The 21,647-nt window shown below is 61.1% G+C and carries 20 protein-coding genes; 13 read left to right on the top strand and 7 right to left on the bottom strand.

What is annotated here, in order from left to right; translation table 11 throughout:
• Positions 1 to 8: 8 nt before the first annotated feature.
• Positions 9 to 1,385 (bottom strand): glutamine synthetase family protein, encoded by a 1,377-nt coding sequence (locus ACA062_RS14110; RefSeq protein WP_150797689.1) that lies wholly within the window; start codon positions 1,383 to 1,385, stop codon positions 9 to 11.
• Between the two features lie 280 nt (positions 1,386 to 1,665).
• On the opposite strand from ACA062_RS14110, the gene ACA062_RS14105 reads away from it, so the two are divergent.
• The 5 genes from ACA062_RS14105 (at position 1,666) to ACA062_RS14085 (ending at position 7,066) form a co-directional block, all read left to right on the top strand.
• Positions 1,666 to 2,427, top strand: a complete 762-nt coding sequence (locus tag ACA062_RS14105; protein WP_497456928.1) for a gamma-glutamyl-gamma-aminobutyrate hydrolase family protein — start codon at positions 1,666 to 1,668, stop codon at positions 2,425 to 2,427.
• A gap of 368 nt (positions 2,428 to 2,795) precedes the next feature.
• Positions 2,796 to 3,938 (top strand): polyamine ABC transporter ATP-binding protein, encoded by a 1,143-nt coding sequence (gene potA / locus ACA062_RS14100; protein ID WP_497456927.1) that lies wholly within the window; start codon positions 2,796 to 2,798, stop codon positions 3,936 to 3,938.
• A 29-nt stretch (positions 3,939 to 3,967) separates the two neighbouring features.
• Complete coding sequence (locus ACA062_RS14095) at positions 3,968 to 4,849, top strand: ABC transporter permease subunit (RefSeq protein ID WP_497457419.1); 882 nt, start codon at positions 3,968 to 3,970, stop codon at positions 4,847 to 4,849.
• On the top strand, positions 4,846 to 5,730 hold the full coding sequence (locus ACA062_RS14090; RefSeq protein WP_497456926.1) for an ABC transporter permease subunit: 885 nt from the start codon (positions 4,846 to 4,848) through the stop codon (positions 5,728 to 5,730). The genes ACA062_RS14095 and ACA062_RS14090 overlap by 4 nt, the downstream gene beginning before the upstream one ends.
• Positions 5,731 to 5,968: 238 nt before the next feature.
• Positions 5,969 to 7,066 carry a polyamine ABC transporter substrate-binding protein gene (locus tag ACA062_RS14085; protein WP_497456925.1) on the top strand — a complete coding sequence of 366 codons (1,098 nt, stop codon included), beginning with the start codon at positions 5,969 to 5,971 and terminating at the stop codon, positions 7,064 to 7,066.
• Positions 7,067 to 7,409: 343 nt separating this feature from the next.
• On the opposite strand, the gene thpR is transcribed toward ACA062_RS14085, so the two are convergent.
• Positions 7,410 to 7,949 carry an RNA 2',3'-cyclic phosphodiesterase gene (gene thpR / locus ACA062_RS14080; RefSeq protein ID WP_497456924.1) on the bottom strand — a complete coding sequence of 180 codons (540 nt, stop codon included), beginning with the start codon at positions 7,947 to 7,949 and terminating at the stop codon, positions 7,410 to 7,412.
• Positions 7,950 to 8,009: 60 nt separating this feature from the next.
• Between thpR and ACA062_RS14075 the strand changes: the two genes are divergently transcribed.
• Positions 8,010 to 8,204 carry a hypothetical protein gene (locus ACA062_RS14075; RefSeq protein ID WP_497456923.1) on the top strand — a complete coding sequence of 65 codons (195 nt, stop codon included), beginning with the start codon at positions 8,010 to 8,012 and terminating at the stop codon, positions 8,202 to 8,204.
• A 19-nt stretch (positions 8,205 to 8,223) separates the two neighbouring features.
• Here ACA062_RS14075 and ACA062_RS14070 read toward each other — a convergent pair whose 3' ends face one another.
• Positions 8,224 to 8,577 carry a DUF1428 domain-containing protein gene (locus ACA062_RS14070; protein ID WP_497456922.1) on the bottom strand — a complete coding sequence of 118 codons (354 nt, stop codon included), beginning with the start codon at positions 8,575 to 8,577 and terminating at the stop codon, positions 8,224 to 8,226.
• A gap of 16 nt (positions 8,578 to 8,593) precedes the next feature.
• Positions 8,594 to 9,661, bottom strand: a complete 1,068-nt coding sequence (locus ACA062_RS14065) for a hypothetical protein (protein ID WP_497456921.1) — start codon at positions 9,659 to 9,661, stop codon at positions 8,594 to 8,596.
• A gap of 442 nt (positions 9,662 to 10,103) precedes the next feature.
• On the opposite strand from ACA062_RS14065, the gene ACA062_RS14060 reads away from it, so the two are divergent.
• Entirely contained in the window at positions 10,104 to 10,364 is a 261-nt protein-coding gene (locus ACA062_RS14060; protein WP_497456920.1) for a hypothetical protein, read from the top strand.
• Between the two features lie 64 nt (positions 10,365 to 10,428).
• On the opposite strand, the gene ACA062_RS14055 is transcribed toward ACA062_RS14060, so the two are convergent.
• Positions 10,429 to 11,319 carry a LysR family transcriptional regulator gene (locus ACA062_RS14055; RefSeq protein WP_497456919.1) on the bottom strand — a complete coding sequence of 297 codons (891 nt, stop codon included), beginning with the start codon at positions 11,317 to 11,319 and terminating at the stop codon, positions 10,429 to 10,431.
• A gap of 136 nt (positions 11,320 to 11,455) precedes the next feature.
• Between ACA062_RS14055 and ACA062_RS14050 the strand changes: the two genes are divergently transcribed.
• Positions 11,456 to 12,874 carry an MFS transporter gene (locus ACA062_RS14050; protein ID WP_497456918.1) on the top strand — a complete coding sequence of 473 codons (1,419 nt, stop codon included), beginning with the start codon at positions 11,456 to 11,458 and terminating at the stop codon, positions 12,872 to 12,874.
• Between the two features lie 12 nt (positions 12,875 to 12,886).
• On the opposite strand, the gene ACA062_RS14045 is transcribed toward ACA062_RS14050, so the two are convergent.
• A complete protein-coding gene (locus ACA062_RS14045; RefSeq protein WP_497456917.1) occupies positions 12,887 to 13,204 on the bottom strand; it encodes a carboxymuconolactone decarboxylase family protein in 318 nt (105 codons plus the stop codon).
• 196 nt (positions 13,205 to 13,400) lie between these two features.
• Between ACA062_RS14045 and ACA062_RS14040 the strand changes: the two genes are divergently transcribed.
• The 4 genes from ACA062_RS14040 to ACA062_RS14025 all read left to right on the top strand — a co-directional run bounded on the left by ACA062_RS14040 (position 13,401) and on the right by ACA062_RS14025 (position 19,124).
• Complete coding sequence (locus ACA062_RS14040; protein WP_497456916.1) at positions 13,401 to 14,774, top strand: glutamine synthetase family protein; 1,374 nt, start codon at positions 13,401 to 13,403, stop codon at positions 14,772 to 14,774.
• Positions 14,775 to 14,795: 21 nt separating this feature from the next.
• Entirely contained in the window at positions 14,796 to 16,187 is a 1,392-nt protein-coding gene (locus tag ACA062_RS14035; RefSeq protein ID WP_497456915.1) for an aldehyde dehydrogenase family protein, read from the top strand.
• Positions 16,188 to 16,232: 45 nt separating this feature from the next.
• Entirely contained in the window at positions 16,233 to 17,393 is a 1,161-nt protein-coding gene (locus ACA062_RS14030) for an iron-containing alcohol dehydrogenase (protein ID WP_497456914.1), read from the top strand.
• Between the two features lie 165 nt (positions 17,394 to 17,558).
• The gene (locus tag ACA062_RS14025) at positions 17,559 to 19,124 is read left to right on the top strand and encodes an amino acid permease (RefSeq protein WP_497456913.1); all 1,566 of its coding nucleotides are present in this window, start codon (positions 17,559 to 17,561) and stop codon (positions 19,122 to 19,124) included.
• 204 nt (positions 19,125 to 19,328) lie between these two features.
• On the opposite strand, the gene ACA062_RS14020 is transcribed toward ACA062_RS14025, so the two are convergent.
• Complete coding sequence (locus ACA062_RS14020) at positions 19,329 to 19,565, bottom strand: hypothetical protein (protein WP_128869851.1); 237 nt, start codon at positions 19,563 to 19,565, stop codon at positions 19,329 to 19,331.
• A 168-nt stretch (positions 19,566 to 19,733) separates the two neighbouring features.
• Between ACA062_RS14020 and ACA062_RS14015 the strand changes: the two genes are divergently transcribed.
• The gene (locus ACA062_RS14015; protein WP_497456912.1) at positions 19,734 to 21,497 is read left to right on the top strand and encodes an L-lactate permease; all 1,764 of its coding nucleotides are present in this window, start codon (positions 19,734 to 19,736) and stop codon (positions 21,495 to 21,497) included.
• The last annotated feature ends 150 nt before the right edge of the window (positions 21,498 to 21,647 follow it).

Raw genomic sequence — 21,647 nt, 5'->3', positions numbered from 1 at the left:
CACAACCGTCAGACGGTGTGCAGGTACCAGTTGTACTCAAGGTCGGAGATGGAGTTCTCGAACTCGGCCAGCTCGCTTTCCTTGCACGCCACGAACACGTCGATGTACATCGGGTCGATGTAGCGCGACATGACTTCGCTGTCGTCCAGCTCGCGCAGTGCATCGCGCAGGTTGTTTGGCAGGCTTTGCTCGTTTTGCTCGTAGCTGTTGCCTTCCACCGGGGCGCCCGGTTCGATTTCGTTGGTCAGGCCGTGGTGGATACCAGCCAGGACTGAGGCCATCAGCAGGTACGGGTTGGCGTCGGCGCCGGCGACACGATGTTCGATGCGCACCGCGTCCGGCGAACCGGTCGGCACTCGCACCGCGACGGTACGGTTGTCGATGCCCCAGCTCGGCGAGTTCGGTACATAGAACTGCGCACCGAAACGCCGGTACGAGTTGACGTTCGGGCACAGGAACGCCATCTGCGCCGGCAGGGTCTCGAGCACACCGCCGATCGCGTGTCGCAGCGCGGCGTTCTGCTCGGGATCCTCGCTGGCAAAGATGTTGTTGCCTTCCTTGTCGAGAATCGAAATGTGCACGTGCAAACCATTACCGGCCTGGCCCGGATACGGCTTGGCCATGAAGGTGGTGTCCATCTCGTGGTCGTAGGCGATGTTCTTCACCAGACGCTTGAGCAACACCGCGTAGTCGCAGGCCTTGATCGGATCGTTGACGTGATGCAGGTTCACTTCGAACTGCGCCGGGGCGCTTTCCTTGACGATGGCGTCGGCAGGAATGCCCTGCTCTTTCGCGCCTTCGAGGATGTCTTGCAGGCAGTCGACGTACTCGTCCAGGTCGTCGATCAGGTACACCTGGGTCGAGATCGGACGTTTGCCGGATACCGGCGAGCGTGGCGATTGCGGACGACCGTTCACGTTGTCCTGGTCGATCAGGTAGAACTCGAGTTCGAACGCGGCGCAGATGGTCAGGCCCATTGCATCGAACTTGCTCACCACTTGACGCAGCACTTCGCGCGGGTCAGCGAAGAACGGCTGGCCTTCGAGTTCGTGCATGGTCATTAACAGTTGCGCGGTCGGGCGCTTCTGCCAGGGCTCGATGCTGAGGGTGTTGGGGATGGGAAAGCAGATCCGGTCCGAGTCGCCGATGTCCAGACCCAGGCCGGTGCTTTCCACCGTGGAACCGTTGATGTCCAGAGCAAACAGAGAGGCCGGGAGATTGATGCCTTTTTCGTAAACCTTATGAAGACTGGTGCGCTCGATGCGCTTGCCGCGCACCACACCGTTCATATCCGCAATCAGAAGGTCGACGTACAAAACCTCAGGATATTTCTTAAGGAATGCGTTTGCTTCGTTGAGTTGAACGGCACGCAGAGGGACCGACATGATGCACCTATTAGCTGTTAATTATTATGTTCACTACCTTGTCACGAGCCCAGTCAATCCGAAAGGCAAAGTGAAGTCAATAGCGAACACTTGGCCTTTCAACCTTTATTTTCGGGCCTTTTATGGGCGCGAGAGTGCCAGATCAGCCTTTAGCACCGCGTAACTCCTCAGGATCGGACGTGCGGCGTTTAGAATTTTTTACATGAGAGTTGTTAATTAAAATCAACAAGGCTAAGCTCCGGAAAAGCTCGTTCAAGTGTGAAACTTCGAGGTGATAAAAATGGCACTCAAGCCATTGATCGGCGTTACAGCCTGCGTCAAACAGATTGGCCTGCACCCCTACCACGTCAGCGGCGACAAGTACTTGCGTGCTGTCAGCGTCGCGGCTCTGGGGCTGCCCGTGGTTATTCCTTCCTTAGGCGATCTGACCGACTTCGAGGACCTGCTCGTGCAGCTCGACGGTCTGTTGCTGACCGGCTCGCCGTCGAATGTGGAACCCTTCCACTATCAAGGCCCGGCCAGCGCCCCCGGCACGGATCACGATCCGGCGCGGGATGCCACCACCCTTCCTTTATTGCGTGCAGCCATCGCAGCCGGTGTTCCGGTGCTCGGCATCTGCCGCGGTTTTCAGGAAATGAACGTGGCGTTCGGCGGCAGCCTGTATCAGAAGGTGCATGAACTGCCGGGCATGCTCGATCACCGCGAAGCGGACAGTCCGGAGCTGGCGGTGCAATACGCACCGGCGCATGCGGTGACGGTTCAGCCGGGCGGCGTGTTCGAAGCGCTGGATCTGCCGCAGGTGTTCCAGGTCAATTCGATTCACAGTCAGGGCATTGCCCGACTGGCTCCCGGCCTGCGCTCGGAAGCGGTCGCGCCGGATGGTTTGATCGAGGCGATTTCGGTTGAGCACAGCAAGGCCTTCGCCGTTGGTGTGCAGTGGCATCCGGAATGGCAGGTGCTGGCGAATCCTCCTTATTTGAGTATTTTCCAGGCGTTTGGCGATGCGTGCCGGCAGCGGGCGGCGTTGCGGAATAAGCGCTGACATAAACCCCGAACAATCAATTTACTGCCCCCGTGAGGCCGGCGGATGTGCCTTTGCGCATCCGTGACTCACGAAAACAACACACTGCGATAACAACAAGTACGAACAGGCAGCCAGGACGGCGGCGCCGAATAAGCCCGATCAGTACGCGCCAGTGATTCATGCGCGATACCCCTGTGGAGCTGGCTTGCCAGCGAAGGCGGCCTGACAGTCAACAATGATGTCGCCTGGAAGGGCCTCTTCGCTGGCAAGCCAGCTCCTACAGGGGGCCGCGTTTGAATTCACTGGCACCGTACAGCCCGGGCTTGCAATCCACTCTTAAGTCAGGCCGCGTTGGCCCGACGACTGAAACCTGTTGGGAGTTTCACATGGCAAACGCCTCCAGCATCTACAGGAAGGCTCTTGAAGGTCACCAGGCACCGAAAAAGGTGCTGGTGAAAATCGACCGCGTCACCAAGAAATTCGACGAAACCACCGCGGTGGACGATGTCTCGCTTGAGATCCATCAAGGTGAAATCTTCGCCCTGCTCGGCGGTTCCGGCTCGGGTAAATCAACGCTGCTGCGGATGCTCGCCGGCTTCGAGCGCCCGACCGAAGGGCGGATTCTGCTCGATGGCGTGGACATCACCGACATGCCGCCGTACGAACGGCCGATCAACATGATGTTCCAGTCCTACGCGCTGTTCCCGCACATGACGGTGGCGCAGAACATTGCCTTCGGCTTGAAGCAGGACCGTTTGCCCGCCAGTGAAATCGACGCCCGCGTTGAAGAGATGCTGCGCCTGGTGCACATGACCCAATACGCCAAACGCAAACCCCATCAGTTGTCCGGCGGTCAGCGTCAGCGTGTGGCGCTCGCCCGCTCCCTGGCCAAGCGGCCGAAGCTGTTGCTGCTGGACGAACCGATGGGCGCGCTGGATAAAAAGCTGCGCTCGCAGATGCAGCTGGAACTGGTGGAAATCATCGAGCGCGTCGGCGTGACTTGCGTGATGGTGACCCACGACCAGGAAGAGGCCATGACCATGGCCCAGCGCATCGCAATCATGCACCTGGGCTGGATCGCGCAGATCGGCAGCCCGGTCGACATCTATGAAGCGCCGGTCAGCCGCATGGTCTGTGAATTCATCGGCAACGTGAACGCTTTTGACGGCATCGTGGTCGAGGACCTCGAAGGTCATGCGATCATTCACAGCCCGGACCTGGAACAGAAGATCTACGTCGGCCACGGCGTCAGCACTTCGGTGCAGGACAAGTCGATCACCTACGCCATCCGCCCGGAAAAACTGCTGGTCAGCACCACCCAGCCTGAGGCGCGCTACAACTGGTCCAGCGGCAAGGTGCATGACATCGCCTACCTCGGCGGCCACTCGGTGTTTTACGTCGAGCTGCCCGGGGGCAAGGTGGTGCAGTCGTTCATGGCCAACGCCGAACGCCGTGGTGCGCGTCCGACCTGGGACGACAAGGTCTACGTGTGGTGGGAAGACGACAGTGGCGTGGTACTGCGCTCATGAACACACTCAATCAGCAGTTCCTGCGGCTGATGCCGAGTGGTCGTAAGCTCGTCATCGGGATTCCGTTCCTCTGGCTGTTCCTTTTTTTCATGCTGCCGTTCTTTCTGGTAATGAAGATCAGCTTCTCGGAAGCGGCGCTGGCCATTCCTCCTTATTCCGAGATCTACACCTTCGCCGAACAGAAATTCGAGCTGCTGCTGAACCTCGGCAACTACTCGCTGTTGACCCAGGATGAGTTGTACATCTCGGCTTACTTCGGCTCGTTGAAGGTCGCGTTTTTCAGCACGCTGATGTGCCTGGTGCTCGGCTTCCCGATGGCCTACGCGATCACCAAGGCCAACAAGGAAACCCAGAACGTTCTGCTGTTGCTGATCATGATGCCGACCTGGACCGCAATCCTGATCCGGGTCTACGCATGGATGGGCATCCTCAGCAACAACGGTTTGCTCAATGGGTTCCTGATGTGGACCGGGCTGACCGACCACCCGATCGAGATCCTCAACACCAACACCGCGGTGTACATCGGGGTGGTTTACGCCTACCTGCCGTTCATGGTGCTGCCGCTGTACGCCAACCTGGTCAAGCACGATCAAAGCCTGCTGGAAGCCGCGTCCGACCTGGGTTCGAGCAACTTCAACAACTTCTGGAAAATCACCGTACCGCTGGCCAGGAACGGCATCATCGCAGGCGCCATGCTGGTGTTCATTCCGGTGGTCGGCGAGTTCGTGATTCCGGAACTGTTGGGCGGTCCCGAGACCCTGATGATCGGTCGTGTGCTGTGGCAGGAGTTCTTCAACAACCGCGACTGGCCGGTGGCGTCTGCCCTGGCGGTGGTGATGCTGTTGATCCTGATTGTGCCGATCCTGTTGTTCAACCGTAGCCAGGCCAAAGAGATGGAGGGTCGGGGATGAAACGCTTCGGATTTTCAAAGTTCATGCTGATTTTCGGCCTGTCGTTTATCTACCTGCCGATGCTGATCCTGGTGATCTACTCGTTCAACGCCTCGAAACTGGTGACGGTGTGGGGTGGCTGGTCGTTCAAGTGGTACGCCGGCCTGCTCGACAACTCGCAACTGATGGGCTCGGTGGTGCGCTCGCTGGAAATCGCCTGCTACACCGCCATTGCCGCGGTGGCGCTGGGGACTCTGGCGGCGTTTGTGCTGACTCGGGTGACGCGCTTCAAGGGCCGCACCTTGTTCGGTGGCCTGGTGACGGCGCCCCTGGTGATGCCGGAAGTGATCACTGGCCTGTCGCTGTTGCTGTTGTTCGTGGCCATGGCGCAATTGATCGGCTGGCCGATGGAGCGTGGCATCGTCACCATCTGGATCGCCCACACCACCTTTTGTGCCGCTTATGTGGCGGTGGTAGTCTCCGCCCGCCTTCGCGAGCTGGACCTGTCCATCGAAGAAGCGGCCATGGACCTCGGGGCCAAGCCGTTCAAGGTGTTTTTCCTGATCACCATTCCGATGATCGCGCCGTCTCTGGCGGCGGGCGGCATGATGTCGTTTGCGCTGTCGCTGGATGACCTGGTGCTGGCGAGCTTCGTCTCGGGCCCGGGTTCGACGACCTTGCCGATGGAAGTGTTCTCGGCGGTGCGTCTGGGGGTGAAGCCCGAGATCAACGCCGTGGCCAGTCTGATTTTGCTGGCGGTATCGATCGTGACCTTCATGGTCTGGTATTTCAGCCGCCGTGCTGAAGCCACCCGCAAACGGGCGATTCAAGAAGCGATGGACCAGACCGCCAGCGAATCCTGGCAGCAACCGAAAAAGCAGATGGCGCAAGCTACTGCGTAGTGCCGGTGTTGAGTTGACTGTGGCGAGGGAGCTTGCTCCCGCTTGAGTGCGCAGCACTCACAGATTTTGGGGCCGCTTCGCAGCCCAGCGGGAGCAAGCTCCCTCGCCACAGGGTTTGTGTTTGCTGCACAGGTTTTGTGTTTTCTTCACAAGTTTTGTGTGTTTGCTGCATAGGTTGTGTGTTCACTGCATTTTTGCTTTGTGATTTTTGAATAAGAATAGAAATGGAGTTGTACCGATGAAAATGTTTGGCAGGACTCTGCTGACACTGTCCTTATTGGGCGCAATGGTTACCGGCGCCCAGGCCAATGACAAAGTACTGCGCGTCTACAACTGGTCGGATTACATCGCGCCGGACACCGTCAAGAAGTTCGAAGACGAGACCGGCATCCGCGTGACCTACGATGTGTTCGACAGTAACGAAACCCTCGAAGCACGGCTGCTGGCCGGCAAGTCCGGCTACGACATCGTGGTGCCGTCCAACAGTTTCCTGGCCAAGCAGATCAAGGCTGGCGTGTATCAGGAACTGGACAAGTCGAAACTGACGAACTGGAAAAACCTCAACCCGGTCCTGCTGAAAAACGCTTCTGCCAGCGATCCGGATAACGGCCATGCCTTCCCCTACATGTGGGGTTCGATCGGCATCGGTTTCAACCCGGACAAGGTCAAGGAAGTGCTGGGTGCCAATGCGCCCACCAACTCCTGGGATTTGCTGTTCAAACCGGAAAACGCCGAAAAACTGAAGGCGTGCGGCATCAGCTTCCTCGATTCGCCGACCGAGATGCTCCCGGCCGCCCTGCACTACCTGGGCTATCCGGTGAACTCCCAGGACAAGGCGCAGATCGCCGAAGCCGAAGCACTGTTCATGAAGATCCGCCCGTCGGTGGCTTACTTCCATTCGTCGAAGTACATCTCGGACCTGGCCAATGGCAACATCTGCGTCGCCGTCGGTTACTCCGGCGATGTGCTGCAAGCCAAGGCTCGCGCGCAAGAAGCCGGCGACAAAGTGAAAATCGACTACAGCATTCCCAAAGAAGGCGCCGGCAGTTTCTACGACATGGTCGCCATCCCGCGGGATGCGGCGAACGTGGAAAACGCCTACCTGTTCATGAACTTCCTGATGCGCCCGGACATCATCGCCGAGATCACCAACAACATCGGCTACAGCAATGCCAACGCGGCGGCGACGCCTTTGGTGGATGAGGCGATTCGGGATGATCCGGGGTCGTATCCATCGCAGGCGGTGATGGCGACCTTGTATGCAATCCCGGATATGCCGATTGGCGTGCAGCGGGTGATGACCCGGGGGTGGACGCGGGTGAAGCTCGGTCAGTAATCCACTTGGCATCTCCCCTGTATTTGAGATCGCCATCGCGGGCAAGCCCGCTCCCACAGGGGTCCAGGGTGGAACAAAGATTTGTGAACGACGCTATACCCTGTGGGAGCGGCGGTGCGGCGATCCGACTTGCCCGCGAAGAGGCCATCAAATTCAACATTAATGGCGACTGATCGACCGCTTTCGCGAGCAAGCCCGCTCCCACAGTTGGACAGCGGTATGCTCACCTTTTCCGTTCTTGCAGCGCCTTACCACCGCTGCCCTCCTCTCTGACGAACGGCCTCGCCTGGCTTCCTCGGTTCAGGTGAAGTTTGGCGCCCTCGGGCGCCTTTTTTTGTGTGTGCTACGATGGCCCCAACGGCCATTGCGCCAATGCCCGATAGCGCCCTTTATGGGATTCGAACAAGGTGAAGTGTTCGGCGCGTAAAAAGAATTCGGGTGGCGTCACCGATTCTGGCACCGGCATTCGATAGTCGCGCATCAACGTCAGGTGCGGGCGGAATTCCTTCGGTGCCTCTTCAAACCCGAACGGCAACATCGCCTGTTCCAGCGCATACACCAGCCGCAACAACTCCGGCGGTGCCTGCTCAGGTGCCAGCACCAGCACCCCGGCCCGGCGCCAGACATCCAGACGATCCAGCACCAGCCTCAATGACACGCCCGGTTTACGGACCTTCGCGGCGGCCGTACAGATTTCTGCAATCCGGGCCACGCCGACCGCGCCCAAAAACAACAGCGTCAGGTGAAAATTTTCCGCCGGTACCGGGCGTCCGCTTCTGAGCTGCAGGTCACCGCGCCATTGGGCAATCGCCTTGCGTTGGGCAGGCGCGCAGTCCAGGGCAAAAAACAGTCGTTTCAACGGCTCGTGGGATTCGTCGCTCATACGTGGCACCTCCTGACATCCAAGTTATAGTTCATGCAAACGATTCAACTGGAGGGGGCCATGCGAGAAATCATCAGCAAGGAGCCATGGTGGGCCGTGCCACCGACACCCGGCCAGGATGAGTCCGAGCTGGAATGGGGCTGGCTGGTCCATTACAACGAAGGTGAGCCGCGCTTCGAGTTCGTCAGGGAGCGGCCGTCGGACAGCGAGATTCGTCAACGCAAGAGTTGCAGGATCACCCCGACGCCGGAGTGATCCTGTCGTGTCGTGGCTTTCAAGCCTTCACGAGCATGTCGAAACCACCGAAGATCATGCGCTGGCCATCGAACGGCATCGGATTGATGTCGGGCTGGAGCCGCGGATCGGCCATGAGTTTTTCCATGCCCTTGTCCCGCGTGGCCTTGTCGGGCCAGACGATCCAGGAAAACACCACGGTTTCGTCGTCCTTGAGCTTCACCGCCATGGGAAAGGACGTCACCTTGCCATCAGGTACATCGTCGCCCCAGCATTCGGCAAGGCTGAGCGCCCCGTTCTCGATGAACACGGCGGCGGCGGACTCGGCGTGTTGCTTGAATTGCTCGCGGTTGGCGGTGGGTACGGCAATCACAAAGCCATCTACATAGGACATGGTCGCTCTCCTTGGGTCATGGGGCCATCTGCTGGTTAGTCGACTGGGTCGCGGTCCAATCGACCGATCCGCCGCCCGAGCTGACCGACGGTATTTCGGCGCTGCTCGCCAGGTTGCCTTCGATTTGCGCCGCGATGTACAGCGTCCCCGCCATCACGCCGGTCGTCGGGTTTTGCACCAGCTTCACCCAGGCCTTGTCGAACGTATTACCCAGGCTGCTGCGAATCAGCGCTTCGCTGTCAGGCCGGTCGTTGGCCTGAATGATCGCCCGTACGCCCGCCACCCCCACGGAAATCAACGCCCCGGCCAGTTTCCCCGCCGCCGCGGCCACGGCACTGGCCGCCCCACGCGGGGCCATTTCGGCTTCGATCCTTTTGCTGGCGCGCTTGGCAACGGGGGCCATGGCGGTGTCGGTGTTGTCCACCCCCTTGTCACCGCCCGCCTTGTGGATCTTGTCGATCAGCGCCGCATACGCCGGCAACGTGTTCAACGGCTGGGTGTGCACCACCTGATAGAGCGAAGCGTCCCGTGCCGATGGAGGTCCCAGGGCGATGGCCGGGATTTTCTGGATCCGGCCATTGAGCTGGGCCATCGGCACGCCATGGCGCTGGGAGATGCGCTGCAGCTCTTCCTGAAGAATGTCGACGTAGAACGCCGTAGCCAGGCTGAGAATCTGGTCGGGATCGATCTCCACCGCGACCGGCGCCAGCACCCGCTGCTGGTATTGCTCCAGCAGATAGGCGGCCAGGCGCTTGGCAGAGGCATCCTGCTCGCCCTTGGCGCTGAGGCTGTACCAGCTGACCTTCATCGATAGCCATTCCTGGGTCCAGTAACTGCTGAACCATGGGATGAAGTTTTCTTCGGTCAGTTGATAAACCCGGGTTCGCCAGTAGTCCATGGCCCCGCGCGAGTAGATTTTGGTCTGCTCGGTGGCCGATTGCGATGCTTCGACAATCTCCCGGTCCACCTGCTGCCAGGTGCTCTGGGAAATCACCACCGGCGGGGCGGGCACAGGCGCACGCACAGGCGTGACGCACCCCGCCAACACCACCAGCACGGCGACGAGCAGCGAACGCAGGTTCAAGATCGCGGTGTCCTACAGTCTTCCCCCGAACAGGATATTCGGGGTTACAAGCCTTCTGATTTGAGTATAGGTGGCAGTGATCTGCCATTCGTCTGGATGTTGTGGCGGGGCTTATGGCCTCATCGCGAGCAAGCTCGCTCCCACAGGGGGGCTGTGTCGTACACGAAACAGTGTCACACCGCAGAACCCTGTGGGAGCGAGCTTGCTCGCGATGAGGCCATCAAGTACACCGCTAAACCCGACCATCATTGACATCGATATCTACCATCGCCACGAATGCCTTCCGCTAAAAACCCTTCAGCGTAGGATCAATCTCAACCCCATCACAAAACCCCGATTCGGAGGGCCACATCATGATCATCCATCTCCTGACCTGCCTGGCCCTGACCGCCGTCACCCTGAGCATTTTTTCCTGGTATGTCCTGTCCGAGGAGCGCACGTCATGATCCACTCCGTCACCCTGGCCGTGAGTTTTCCGGTCTTTGGCAACAACTACTACTCCCAGCACGTCGTTTCGCGCAAAGAGCTCTCGCTGGTGTTCGACCAAGACTTCGAGGCGTTGCTGATGCCGGCCGCCACCCACCACTTCAACAACGAAGTGGTCGGGCTCAACGATCAGTTCCGCTTCTTGAACGACGCGCTGGTCGAGCACCTACTGGACACCGAACTGGCGCAGCATGCGTCCCGGTCATTCGCTTTTTGAGACCGGATGGTTAACCCTGATGCGCCTGTGTACAGGATTACAACTTGATAACGAGTTGTTTTTCTTACTGTGCACACACCTCATGAACACAACTGCGCAACCACCTGTGAGCAGGATCGGCATCCAGCCGTGGGTGCCACAGCATTGCCACGGTGAACGTCGGTACGGCAAAGGGTAAAGCAAAGCTGTGCATTCCTTCGCGCAGGCTGGCGGTATGCCGTTCAGGAACACTGGCGATCAGGTCGGTGGCCCGGGCCAGGGCCACTGCGGTCGAGAAACCGGCGACTATGGTCACGATCTGCCGCTCCAGTTCAAGCGGCGCCAAGGCGTCATCGATCGGCCCCCATTCGAGCCCCCGCCGTGACACGCCGATGTGGCTGCCCGCCGCAAACCGCTCGGGCGTGATCTCGCCCTGCGCCAGTGGATGGCCCCTGCGTACGACGCCAATCAAACGGTCGCGAAACAAGCCCTGTGTCCGCAGCTCGGGGCTGGCCGACTTGCCCACTACGCCCGTCTCCAGATCGACCGTGCCGTCGCGCAAAGAAGTGCTGTCCTTGTCGGGTTTATGCATGAAACGCAACCGCACCCCAGGCGCTTGCCCGGCCATGCGCGCAATGAGCGCCGCGCCGAAATTTTCGACGAAACCTTCACTGCTGCGCAGGACGAAAGTACGGCTGAGTTGCGTGAGGTCCGGCTGCTCGGCCGGCCGCAGCACCGCTTCTGCGTCCTGCACCAGCTGACTGACCCGCTCGCGCAATTCCAGCGCCCGGGGTGTCGGCACCAGGCCCCGTCCGGCCCTGACCAGCAGCGGATCGCCCGTGGTTTCACGCAGCCGCGCCAGTGCCCGACTCATCGCCGACGGGCTCAGCTGCAGGCGCTTGGCGGCGCGCGCGACACTGCCTTCGGCGAGCAGCACATCAAGGGTGACCAGCAGATTGAAATCGGGAGTGGACATGGATCGCCCCTGAGCTGTGGTGATATGGCGTTTGACGCACTTATCAACTGCAACTGCTGCGCCTTCCGCCATGTTAGGCCCGAGCGTACCTTTCTAACAGCTCCACTTCGGGAGTGACTTCACAAAAGAGGGCGAGATGAAGCCAACCCATGCAGTAGCAGACTCCGTGCAACCCATTGCTTCAGTGCGGTGGGCATTGGCCAGCCTGGCGCTTTCGATGTTGCTGTCCTCGCTGGGTACCAGCATCGCCAACGTCGGCCTGCCGACCCTGGCCGCGGTATTCGACGCCTCGTTCCAGCACGTCCAATGGATCGTCCTCGCTTATCTGCTGGCGATCACCACCCTGATCGTCAGCGTCGGTCGGCTCGGCGACATCATCGGCCGTCGACGCCTGCTGCTGGGCGGCATCGGCCTGTTCACCCTGGCCTCGGCCCTGTGCGCCCTGGCGCCGACGCTGTGGCTGTTGATCGCCGCCCGGGCGCTGCAGGGGCTCGGCGCGGCAATCATGATGGCGCTGACCATGGCCTTCGTCGGCGAGACGGTGGCCAAGGAAAAAACCGGCAGCGCCATGGGGTTGCTGGGGACGACGTCGGCGATTGGCACCGCGCTGGGGCCGTCCTTGGGCGGCATGCTGATCGCCGGTTTCGGCTGGCAGGCGCTCTTCCTGATCACCGTGCCGCTGGGTCTGCTGACGGGGTGGCTCGCGCATCGCCACTTGCCGGTTAATCGCCACAAAGCCAGGTCCGAGGGTGCCCGCTTCGACTCGCTGGGCACATTGCTGTTGGCGCTGACGCTTGGTGCATACGCCCTGGCCATGACGCTCGGACGCGGCAGCTTCGGTCACCTCAACCTGGCGTTGCTGGTGGCGGCGGGCATCGGCGGCGCCCTGTTCGTCTTCGCCCAGACCCGAGTCGGCTCACCCTTGATCCGGTTGGCGCTGTTGCGTGATCCGCAGCTAAGCGCCAGCCTCGCCATGAGCACACTCGTGGCGACGGTGATCATGGCGACGCTGGTAGTCGGGCCGTTCTATCTCTCGCAGGCACTCGGACTGGATGCCGTCAGGGTCGGACTGGTGTTGTCGGTCGGACCGTTGGTGGTGGCGCTGACGGGCGTGCCCGCAGGTCGCATCGCCGACCGTCTTGGCGCCCAACGCATGACCCTCGCCGGGCTGATCGCCATGGCGGCCGGCTGCCTCGCGCTATCGGTATTGCCACCAACGCTCGGCATCGGCGGCTACCTCGTGCCCATGGTGGTCGTTACCCTCGGCTATGCGCTGTTCCAGACGGCCAACAACACCGCGGTCATGGCCGATGTGGCGCCGGATCAGCGGGGCGTCATCTCCGGCCTGCTCAACCTCTCGCGCAATCTGGGGCTCATCACCGGGGCCAGCGCCTTGGGCGCGGTATTTGCGCTGGCCTCGGCGACGGCCGAGATCGGCAGTGCGCACCCCGAGGCGGTTGCCAGCGGCATGCGAATCACCTTTGCCGTTGCGCTGGGGCTGATCGTCACGGCATTGGCCGTCGCCCTCGGCACCCGCGCGGATCAAACAAGGTAAATGGCTACCCGTTCATTGCTCGAGCACATCCTCCACCCAGCTGATGGCCGCGACGACGGTAGGGAAACCGATCGTGCTCGTCAGCGCGATCAATGCGTGACGGATCTGCTCTGGCGTAGCGCCTGCTTCCACTGCCCGCCTGGCATGACTGTGCACCGCGCCCTCGGAGCGAATGGCTGCCGCGGCGCCGAGCTGGATCAGCTGGACCACTGCATCGTCCAGTGGGCCGGCATGCCGCACCGCCGTACCCAGGGCCTGCACGGCGGCCAGGTAATCCGGGTACTGCTTTTTCAGTTGGCGGTACGGGTTGTGCTCTCTTTTCTTGCCCATCTGTGTCTCCTCGCTAGCTGTGCCCGGCCCGATTTGACCGGCGTCGATTGGCGAAACTTGCGCATTCCAACAGTAAGCTAAGCTAAGAACAGCTCATTGCCCACGATGCTCGCGTCTGCAGGTTTTGGTTTTTTCTGGAGAGCGTCTGCAACAGCTATTTCAGAAAGGTCCAACCCCTTCACGCAGGATTGACGTGATGACCGAGCCCCTCCTCAGTTTCGACCAACTCAAGCGTGCCGCGGCTGCCGGCGAAATCGATACCGTGCTGGTGTGCATGGTCGACATGCAGGGGCGACTGGTCGGCAAGCGCTTCCAGGTCGAGTTTTTCATCGACAGCGGCCATGAAGAAACCCACTGCTGCAATTACCTGCTGGCCGATGACATCGACATGGAGCCGGTGCCGGGTTATGCCGCCGCCAGCTGGAGCAAAGGCTATGGCGACTTTGTGCTCAAGCCGGACATGGCCACCTTGCGCCGGGTGCCGTGGCTGGAGTGCACGGCACTGGTGCTTTGCGATGTGCTCGATCATCACCATCGGCAAGACTTGCCGCACAGTCCGCGGGCCATCCTGAAAAAGCAGATCGAACGCCTGCGCAAGCGCGGTTATACCGGCATGTTCGCCTCGGAACTGGAGTTCTATCTGTTCGACGAGAGCTACGAGGCCATTCACAACCGCAACTACCACCAGCCCAAGACTGCCGGCCATTACATCGAGGATTACAACATCCTGCAGACCACCCGCGAGGAACCGGTGCTGCGGGCGATTCGCAAGCATCTGCAGGCCTCGGGCATTCCCGTGGAAAACTCCAAAGGTGAATGGGGGCCAGGCCAGGAAGAGATCAACATCCGTTATGCCGATGCCCTGACCATGGCCGACCATCACGTCATCATCAAGCACGCCTGCAAGGAGATCGCGCAGTTGCAGGGCAAGGCGATCACCTTCATGGCCAAGTGGCGCTATGACGCGGCGGGTTCCAGCAGCCACATCCACAATTCGCTGTGGGACAAGAACGGCAAGAAGTCGCTGTTCTTCGACGCCAAGGCCGAGTTTGGCATGTCGAAGCTGATGCGCGCCTGGGTGGCCGGGCAGCTCAAGTACGCCAACGACATCACCTGTTTCCTCGCACCCTACATCAACTCCTACAAGCGTTTCCAGGCTGGCACGTTTGCCCCGACGCGGGCGGTCTGGAGCCGGGACAATCGTACCGCGGGCTTTCGCTTGTGCGCCGAGGACAGCAAAGCCATCCGCATCGAATGTCGCATCGGCGGCGCCGACCTCAACCCTTACCTGGCGTTCGCCGCGTTGATTGCCGCTGGACTGGCCGGGATCGACGAGAAGCTTGAGCTCGCGCCGCCTTTTGAAGGCGATGCCTACGTCGACGAGCACCTGCCGGAAGTGTCCAAGACCCTGCGCGCGGCCTGTGCCGCGCTTCGCACCTCGAGCATGTTGCGTGAGGCATTCGGCGATGAAGTGATCGACCACTACGTGCACACCGCCGAATGGGAGCAGAAGGAGTACGACCGGCGGATTACCGACTGGGAACTGCAGCGCGGTTTCGAGCGCTATTGAGCCGCCTTTATCGAGAAGATCATGACTTCAACGATTCAGCTCATCTCGCCGGTCGATGGCCGGGTCTATGCCGAACGAAGCTGCGCCGATGCTGCACAGATCGACCAGGCTTTGGCGGCTGCGCAAGCGGCCCAGGCGTTATGGAAACGCCGGCCACTGAGCGAACGCGCCGCTTTGTGCAGCGCCGCAGTGGACGCCATGTTGGCCATGCAGGCTGAAATCGTGCCGGAACTGGCCTGGCAGATGGGCCGCCCGGTGCGCTTTGGCGCGGGCGAACTGCGCGGGTTCCAAGAGCGTGCCCGGCATATGATCGCCATTGCGCCTGAAGCGTTGGCAGCGCTTGAGCCCACGCCCATCGCGGGCTTTCGACGCTTTATCAAACGCGAGCCGCTGGGCACGGTATTGGTCGTCGCCCCCTGGAATTACCCCTATCTGACGGCAGTGAACACGATCATTCCAGCGCTAATGGCCGGCAACAGCGTCATTCTCAAACACGCTTCACAAACGCTGCTGGTCGGTGAACGGTTTGCCGAGGCCTTTCGCCGCGCCCATCTGCCCGATGGGCTGTTCCAGAACTTGCTGCTCAGTCATCTTTATACCGGAGCGATCATTGCCTCTGGACGCGTGCAGCAGGTGAACTTCACAGGTTCAGTGGAAGCCGGCAAGACCATGGAACACGCTGCCGTCGGAGGTTTCCTCGGCGTGGGCCTGGAGCTCGGCGGCAAAGACCCGGCCTATGTCCGGGCCGACGCCAACCTTGAGCACGCGGTGGAAAACCTGGTGGATGGCAGCTTCTTCAACTCCGGGCAGAGCTGCTGCGCGATCGAACGCATCTATGTCGATGAGAAAGTCTATCCGGCCTTTGTCGAGGGTTTCGTCGCCTTGACTCGCCAGTACGTGCTGGGCAATCCGCTGGATGAAGCCACTACGCTCGGCCCGCTGGTGTCGCCGAGCGCCGCTGATTTCGTGCGTGGGCAGATCGCCGAAGCCCTGACACAGGGCGCCCGCGCGCTGATCGACCCACGGGCCTTTCCCGCCGATGCGCCGGGCAGCGCCTACCTCGCACCGCAGGTACTGGTCGATGTCAGCCATCAGATGTCGGTGATGCGTGAGGAGAGCTTCGGGCCGGTGGTCGGCATCATGCCGGTGGCCAACGACAATGAAGCCATCGCCTTGATGAACGACAGTGAGTTCGGGCTCAGCGCGTCCATCTGGACCCAAGACCTCGCCACCGCCGAGCACTTGGGCAACCAGATCGACACCGGCACGGTTTTCATGAACCGCTGCGATTACCTCGACCCGACCCTGGCCTGGACCGGGGTCAAGAACAGCGGGCGCGGGGTCACGCTGTCGCGCCTGGGCTATGAACATTTGACCCGCGCCAAATCCTTCCATTTGCGCCACGAGATTTGAACCATGAGTCTTGAACCTTGAGTCTTGAACCATGAGAGACGAGCCATGAGCCTGACTGCGAACTGGAACTACCCCACCAGCATCCGTTTCGGTGCCGGCCGCATTGCCGAACTGGCCGAGGCCTGCCGCAGCCAGGGTATCGAGCGACCGCTGCTGGTGACCGACAGCGGCCTGGCCCGCGCCCCGATCACCACCGCCGCGCTGGACGCCCTGCGCGCCGCCGGTCTTGGCGTGGCATTGTTTTGCGACCTCAAGCCCAATCCGGTCGAAGCCAACCTGGCGGGCGGGCTCGATGCCTGGCGCGCCGGCAAGCACGATGGCGTGGTCGCCTTCGGCGGTGGCAGCGGCCTGGACATGGGCAAGCTCATCGCCTTCATGAGCGGCCAGACGCGACCGGTCTGGGATTTCGAAGACATCGGCGACTACTGGACCCGGGCCGACGAAAGCCGCATCGCCCCGGTGATCGCGGTACCGACGACGGCGGGTACCGGCTCGGAAGTGGGCCGTGCGGCGGTGATCATCGACGAGCGCACCCACACCAAACGCATCATCTTTCACCCGAAAATGATGCCGCGAGTGGTCATCAGCGACCCGACCCTGAGCGTCGGCATGCCGGCCAAAGTCACCGCTGGCACCGGCATGGATGCATTTTCGCACTGCCTGGAGGCGTACTGCGCCCCCGGTTTCCACCCCATGGCCGAAGGCATCGCCGTGGAAGGCATGCGCCTGATCGCCAATGCCCTGGTGCGGGCCGTGCACATGCCCTCCGACCTCGAGGCGCGCGGGCAGATGCTCGCGGCAGCGGCGATGGGCGCCACCGCCTTCCAGAAAGGCCTGGGCGGGATGCACGCCCTCGCCCACCCGGTGGGCGCGCTGTACGACACCCATCACGGCATGACCAACGCCACCTTGATGCCCTATGTCCTGAAGTTCAATCGCCCGGCCATCGAAGAACGCATCACGCGCCTGGCGGCCTGGCTGCGCCTGCCCTCCCCGGGCTTCGACAGCTTCCTGGCCTTCGTCCTCAAACTGCGCAAGGACATTGGCGTTCCGCACACGCTGTTCGAGCTGGGCGTGGATGATCGACAGGCCGACCTGATCGCGGAAATGGCCGTTGTCGACCCCTCTGCCGGCGGCAATCCGCTGCCGTTGACCCGGGCCGGCGCGGCCGAGATTTTCGACGCGGCGTATCACGGCCGTTTGTAGGAGCAAGCTTGCTCGCGATGGACGTTAACGATAACGCGTGCCTACTAAATAAACGCGTCGCCCTTGAGTCTATCGCGAGCAAGCTCGGCTCCTACAAAAAACCAAGGCTGCAGCCTACGGCGGCGAAGTTCGGCCTGTTCCAGAACCTGACAAGGGGCACACCAAATGAACCCAGCAAGCCAGCCCGGCACCAGCGCGCCGCAAGACGATGACGTCAAGGTGCTGCACAGCATGGGCTATGCCCAGCAGCTGTCGCGACGAATGGGCGTTTTCTCCAACTTTGCCATTTCCTTTTCGATCATCTGCATCCTCTCGGGTGGCATCAACTCACTGGCCCAGGGCACCTCAGGTGCGGGCGGCGCGTCGATCGGCATCGGCTGGCCGATCGGCTGCCTGATTTCCGGGGTCTTTGCCATGGCCATGGCGCAGATTTCCTCGGCCTATCCCACCGCTGGCGGTCTGTATCACTGGGGTTCGATCCTCGGCAACCGCTTCACCGGCTGGCTGACGGCCTGGTTCAACCTGCTGGGGCTGGTCACGGTGCTCGGTGCGATCAACGTCGGTACTTATTACTTCTTTTTCGGGGCTTTCGGTCCGGCCCTGGGCATGGAAGACACGACGACGACCCGGGTTATCTTCCTGGCGATCCTCACCGGCATCCAGGCCTTGTGTAACCATTTCGGCATTGGCCTGACCGCCAAGCTCACCGACTTCTCGGGCTATCTGATCTTCGCGACGGCGATCGCATTGACCATCGTGTGCCTGATCGCGGCCCCCAGTTATGAATTCGTCCGGCTGGTGACCTTTGGCAATTATTCCGGCGAGGCCGGCGGCAGCGTCTGGCCACAAGTCTCCAATGGCTGGATTTTCATGCTCGGCCTGCTCTTGCCGATCTACACCATCACCGGCTATGACGCCTCCGCGCATACCTCCGAGGAAACCCGCAATGCGGCGATGTCGGTGCCGGTCGGCATGGTCATGTCGGTGGTCTGGTCGCTGCTGTTTGGCTGGCTCATGCTCAGCTCGTTCGTGCTGATGCTGCCGAGCATGGACGAAGCGGCGACGAAGGGCTGGAATGTGTTCTTCTGGGCGATGGACACTCAAGTCAACCCGACCGTCAAGACGGCGCTGTACCTGGCGATTTTCATCTCGCAGTTTCTGTGCGGGCTGGCGACCGTGACCTCGGTCTCACGGATGATTTTCGCCTTCTCCCGCGACGGTGGCCTGCCCTTCTCGCAAGCCTTGGCCACGGTCTCGCCGACCTATCGCAGCCCGGTGGCAGCGATCTGGACCGGGGCGACGCTGGCGGTGCTGTTCGTCTGGGGCTCGTCGGTGATCTCGATCGGTGCAACGCCGGTCTATACCATTGTGGTCTCGTGCACGGTGATCTTCCTGTTCTTCTCCTTCGTCATTCCGATCATCCTCGGCCTGTTCACCTACGGCACCGCGAAGTGGCCGACCATGGGGCCGTGGAACATGGGGCGCTTCTGGTACTCCTTCTTTGCCATCCTCTCGATCCTCTCGATGGTGATCATTTTCATCATCGGCATCCAGCCACCGAACGATTGGGCGCTGTACATCACCATCGGGTTCCTGGTCCTGACGGCCATCGTCTGGTTCGGTTTCGAAGCGCGACGCTTCCAGGGGCCGCCGGTGGGCGACATGATCGTCAAGCGCCAGGCACAAATCGCTGCGGCGGAAGCGGCGTTGAATAAACAGGCCGGGCGCTGATGCACAGTGCCCTGTAGGAGCAAGCTTGCTCGCGAAGACGGCGGTCCATTCAGCATCACAGTGACTGACACACCGCTTTCGCGAGAACCTGTAGGAGCCGGCTTGCTGGCGAAGGCGTTTTCACTGGCGCTGCAAGTCTCTAGGCCGCCTTCGCTGGCAAGCCAGCTCCTACAAGGGGCTCGCGCACGAGGGATCTCGCGCACGCTACAGCGTTCTTTGGCTGTTCCCGATGCCCTTGGCGATATCGATGCCCCAGTCCATCGCGGCTTCCATATCCAGCATGTGCGGTTTTGGGTCATGATTTTCATCGATGACCGTCCCGTCAGGTCGGTAAACACCGATAAACATTCCAAGGGATCCGTCCTTCAGAATTTCGGTTCTAACCTCGATCTTGCATCCGTTGGAAAGCGTTTCCTTGTGCTGTATATGGCGTTCAGTCATTGCTGCATTCCTCCCGTTGAGGTGCGGTTGCGCATTCACCTATTGGCCATGTTAGCTCAGTGCGGCGCGTTCGCGGGGTGGCCAGGACAGCGGAGTAATGCCACCTATACTACAAGCCACCGCCCCCTCGGGGTCTGCATTCCCAACAATAAAAAGCAGAGGTGGAACATGGTCTGGCAGCAAATCTACGATCCGTTCGGTAACCCGGTGTTTTCAACCATCATGGCGGCAGTACCGGTGGTGGTGATGCTGGCAGCCTTGGCGTTTTTCCACATCAAGGCGCATCTGGCGGCACTGCTGGCGCTGGGCTCGGCCTTGCTCATTGCGATCTTCGCCTTCGGCATGCCGGCGAACATGGCCGGTTCCGCCGCGCTGTACGGCGCCGCCAACGGTTTGCTGCCGATCGGCTGGATCGTGCTCAACATCATCTTCTTGCACCGACTGACGACCGAGAACGGCTCGTTCAAGGTGCTGCAGGACTCGCTGGCACGCATCACCGACGATCGACGGCTTCAGTTGCTGCTGATTGCCTTCTGCTTCGGTGCATTCTTCGAAGGGGCCGCCGGGTTCGGCACACCGGTGGCGGTGACCGGGGCCATCCTGATCGGGCTGGGGTTCTCGCCGCTGGCGGCGTCCGGCCTGGCGTTGATCGCCAACACCGCGCCGGTGGCGTTCGGCGCCCTGGGCACACCGATCATCACCCTGGCCAAGGTCACCGGGCTGGATGAAATGGAACTGTCGATGATGGTCGGCCGACAGTTGCCGTTTTTCTCGGTGATCGTGCCGTTCTGGCTGATCTGGGCCTTTGCCGGCTGGCGCAAGATGCTGGAAATCTGGCCGGCGATCATGGTGGCCGGGGTCAGTTTTGCGGTGCCGCAGTTCCTGGTCTCCAACTATCACGGGCCGATGCTGGTGGACGTGATCGCCGCGCTGATTTCCATGGCCTGCCTGACCGGCTTCATCAAGGTCTGGAAACCGGCCACCATCCATACCTCCGCAGCGCTGTCAGGCCGGGTAGACAACTCGAAGATTGCCGAGGAGCACGACGTCCAACCCACGGCGACCGCCAACTTCAACAGCGACAATCGCTCGGCGGTGAGGCGTGCCTGGATGCCGTGGATCATCCTCACGGTGTTCGTGTTCGCCTGGGGCACCCAAAGCTTCAAGAACCTGTTCGATACCCGTGCGGCGATCGATCCGGCCACCAGCTCGGCCAAGCTCGACCCGCAAGGCAAGCCGATGCGCGAAGCCAATCCGATCTTCGCCCCGACCCTGACCTTCGGCACCATTCACCAGCAGATCGAGAAGGTACCACCGGTGGTGCCTGCGCCTAAAACCGAAGAAGCGGTGTACAAGTTCAACTGGTTCACCTCCACCGGCAGCGGCATCCTGCTGTCGGCGATCCTCGGCGGGTTGCTGATGGGGTATTCGATCCCGCAACTGATCCACCAGTACCTGCGAACGATCTGGATCGTGCGTTACTCGTTGATCACCATCGTCGCCATGCTCGCTCTCGGCTTCCTTACGCGCTATTCGGGGCTGGACGCCACCATGGGCCTGGCCTTCGCCGCGACGGGCATTTTCTACCCCATGTTCGGCACCCTGCTCGGCTGGCTCGGCGTGGCCCTGACCGGTTCGGACACGGCCTCCAACGTGCTGTTCGGCGGCTTGCAACGGGTGACCGCCGAGCAACTGGGGCTCAGCCCGGTGCTGATGGCGGCGGCCAACAGTTCCGGCGGGGTCATGGGCAAGATGGTCGACGCGCAGTCGATCGTGGTCGCCTCGACCGCTACGCGCTGGTACGGCCATGAAGGGGAAATCCTGCGTTACGTGTTCTTCCATTCGATCATCCTGGCCATCCTGGTCGGTGGCCTGGTGACGTTGCAGGCGTATGTGGAGCCGTTCAGCAGTATGGTCGTCGGCGGGAAGTGATCGATGCAAAACCCTGTAGGAGCTGGGTTGCCAGCGAAGGCGGTGTGCCTGTCGACATCGATGTTGACTGTGCTGCCCTCATCGCGGGCAAGCCCGCTCCCACAGGTATCGCTGCCGTGCACGAATATTATGCCCAACACAAAACCCCGT

Source organism: Pseudomonas sp. LBUM1679, from assembly GCF_059695565.1.
The sequence above is the reverse complement of the archived record's forward strand: the minus strand, read 5'-3'. Positions and strand labels throughout refer to the sequence as shown.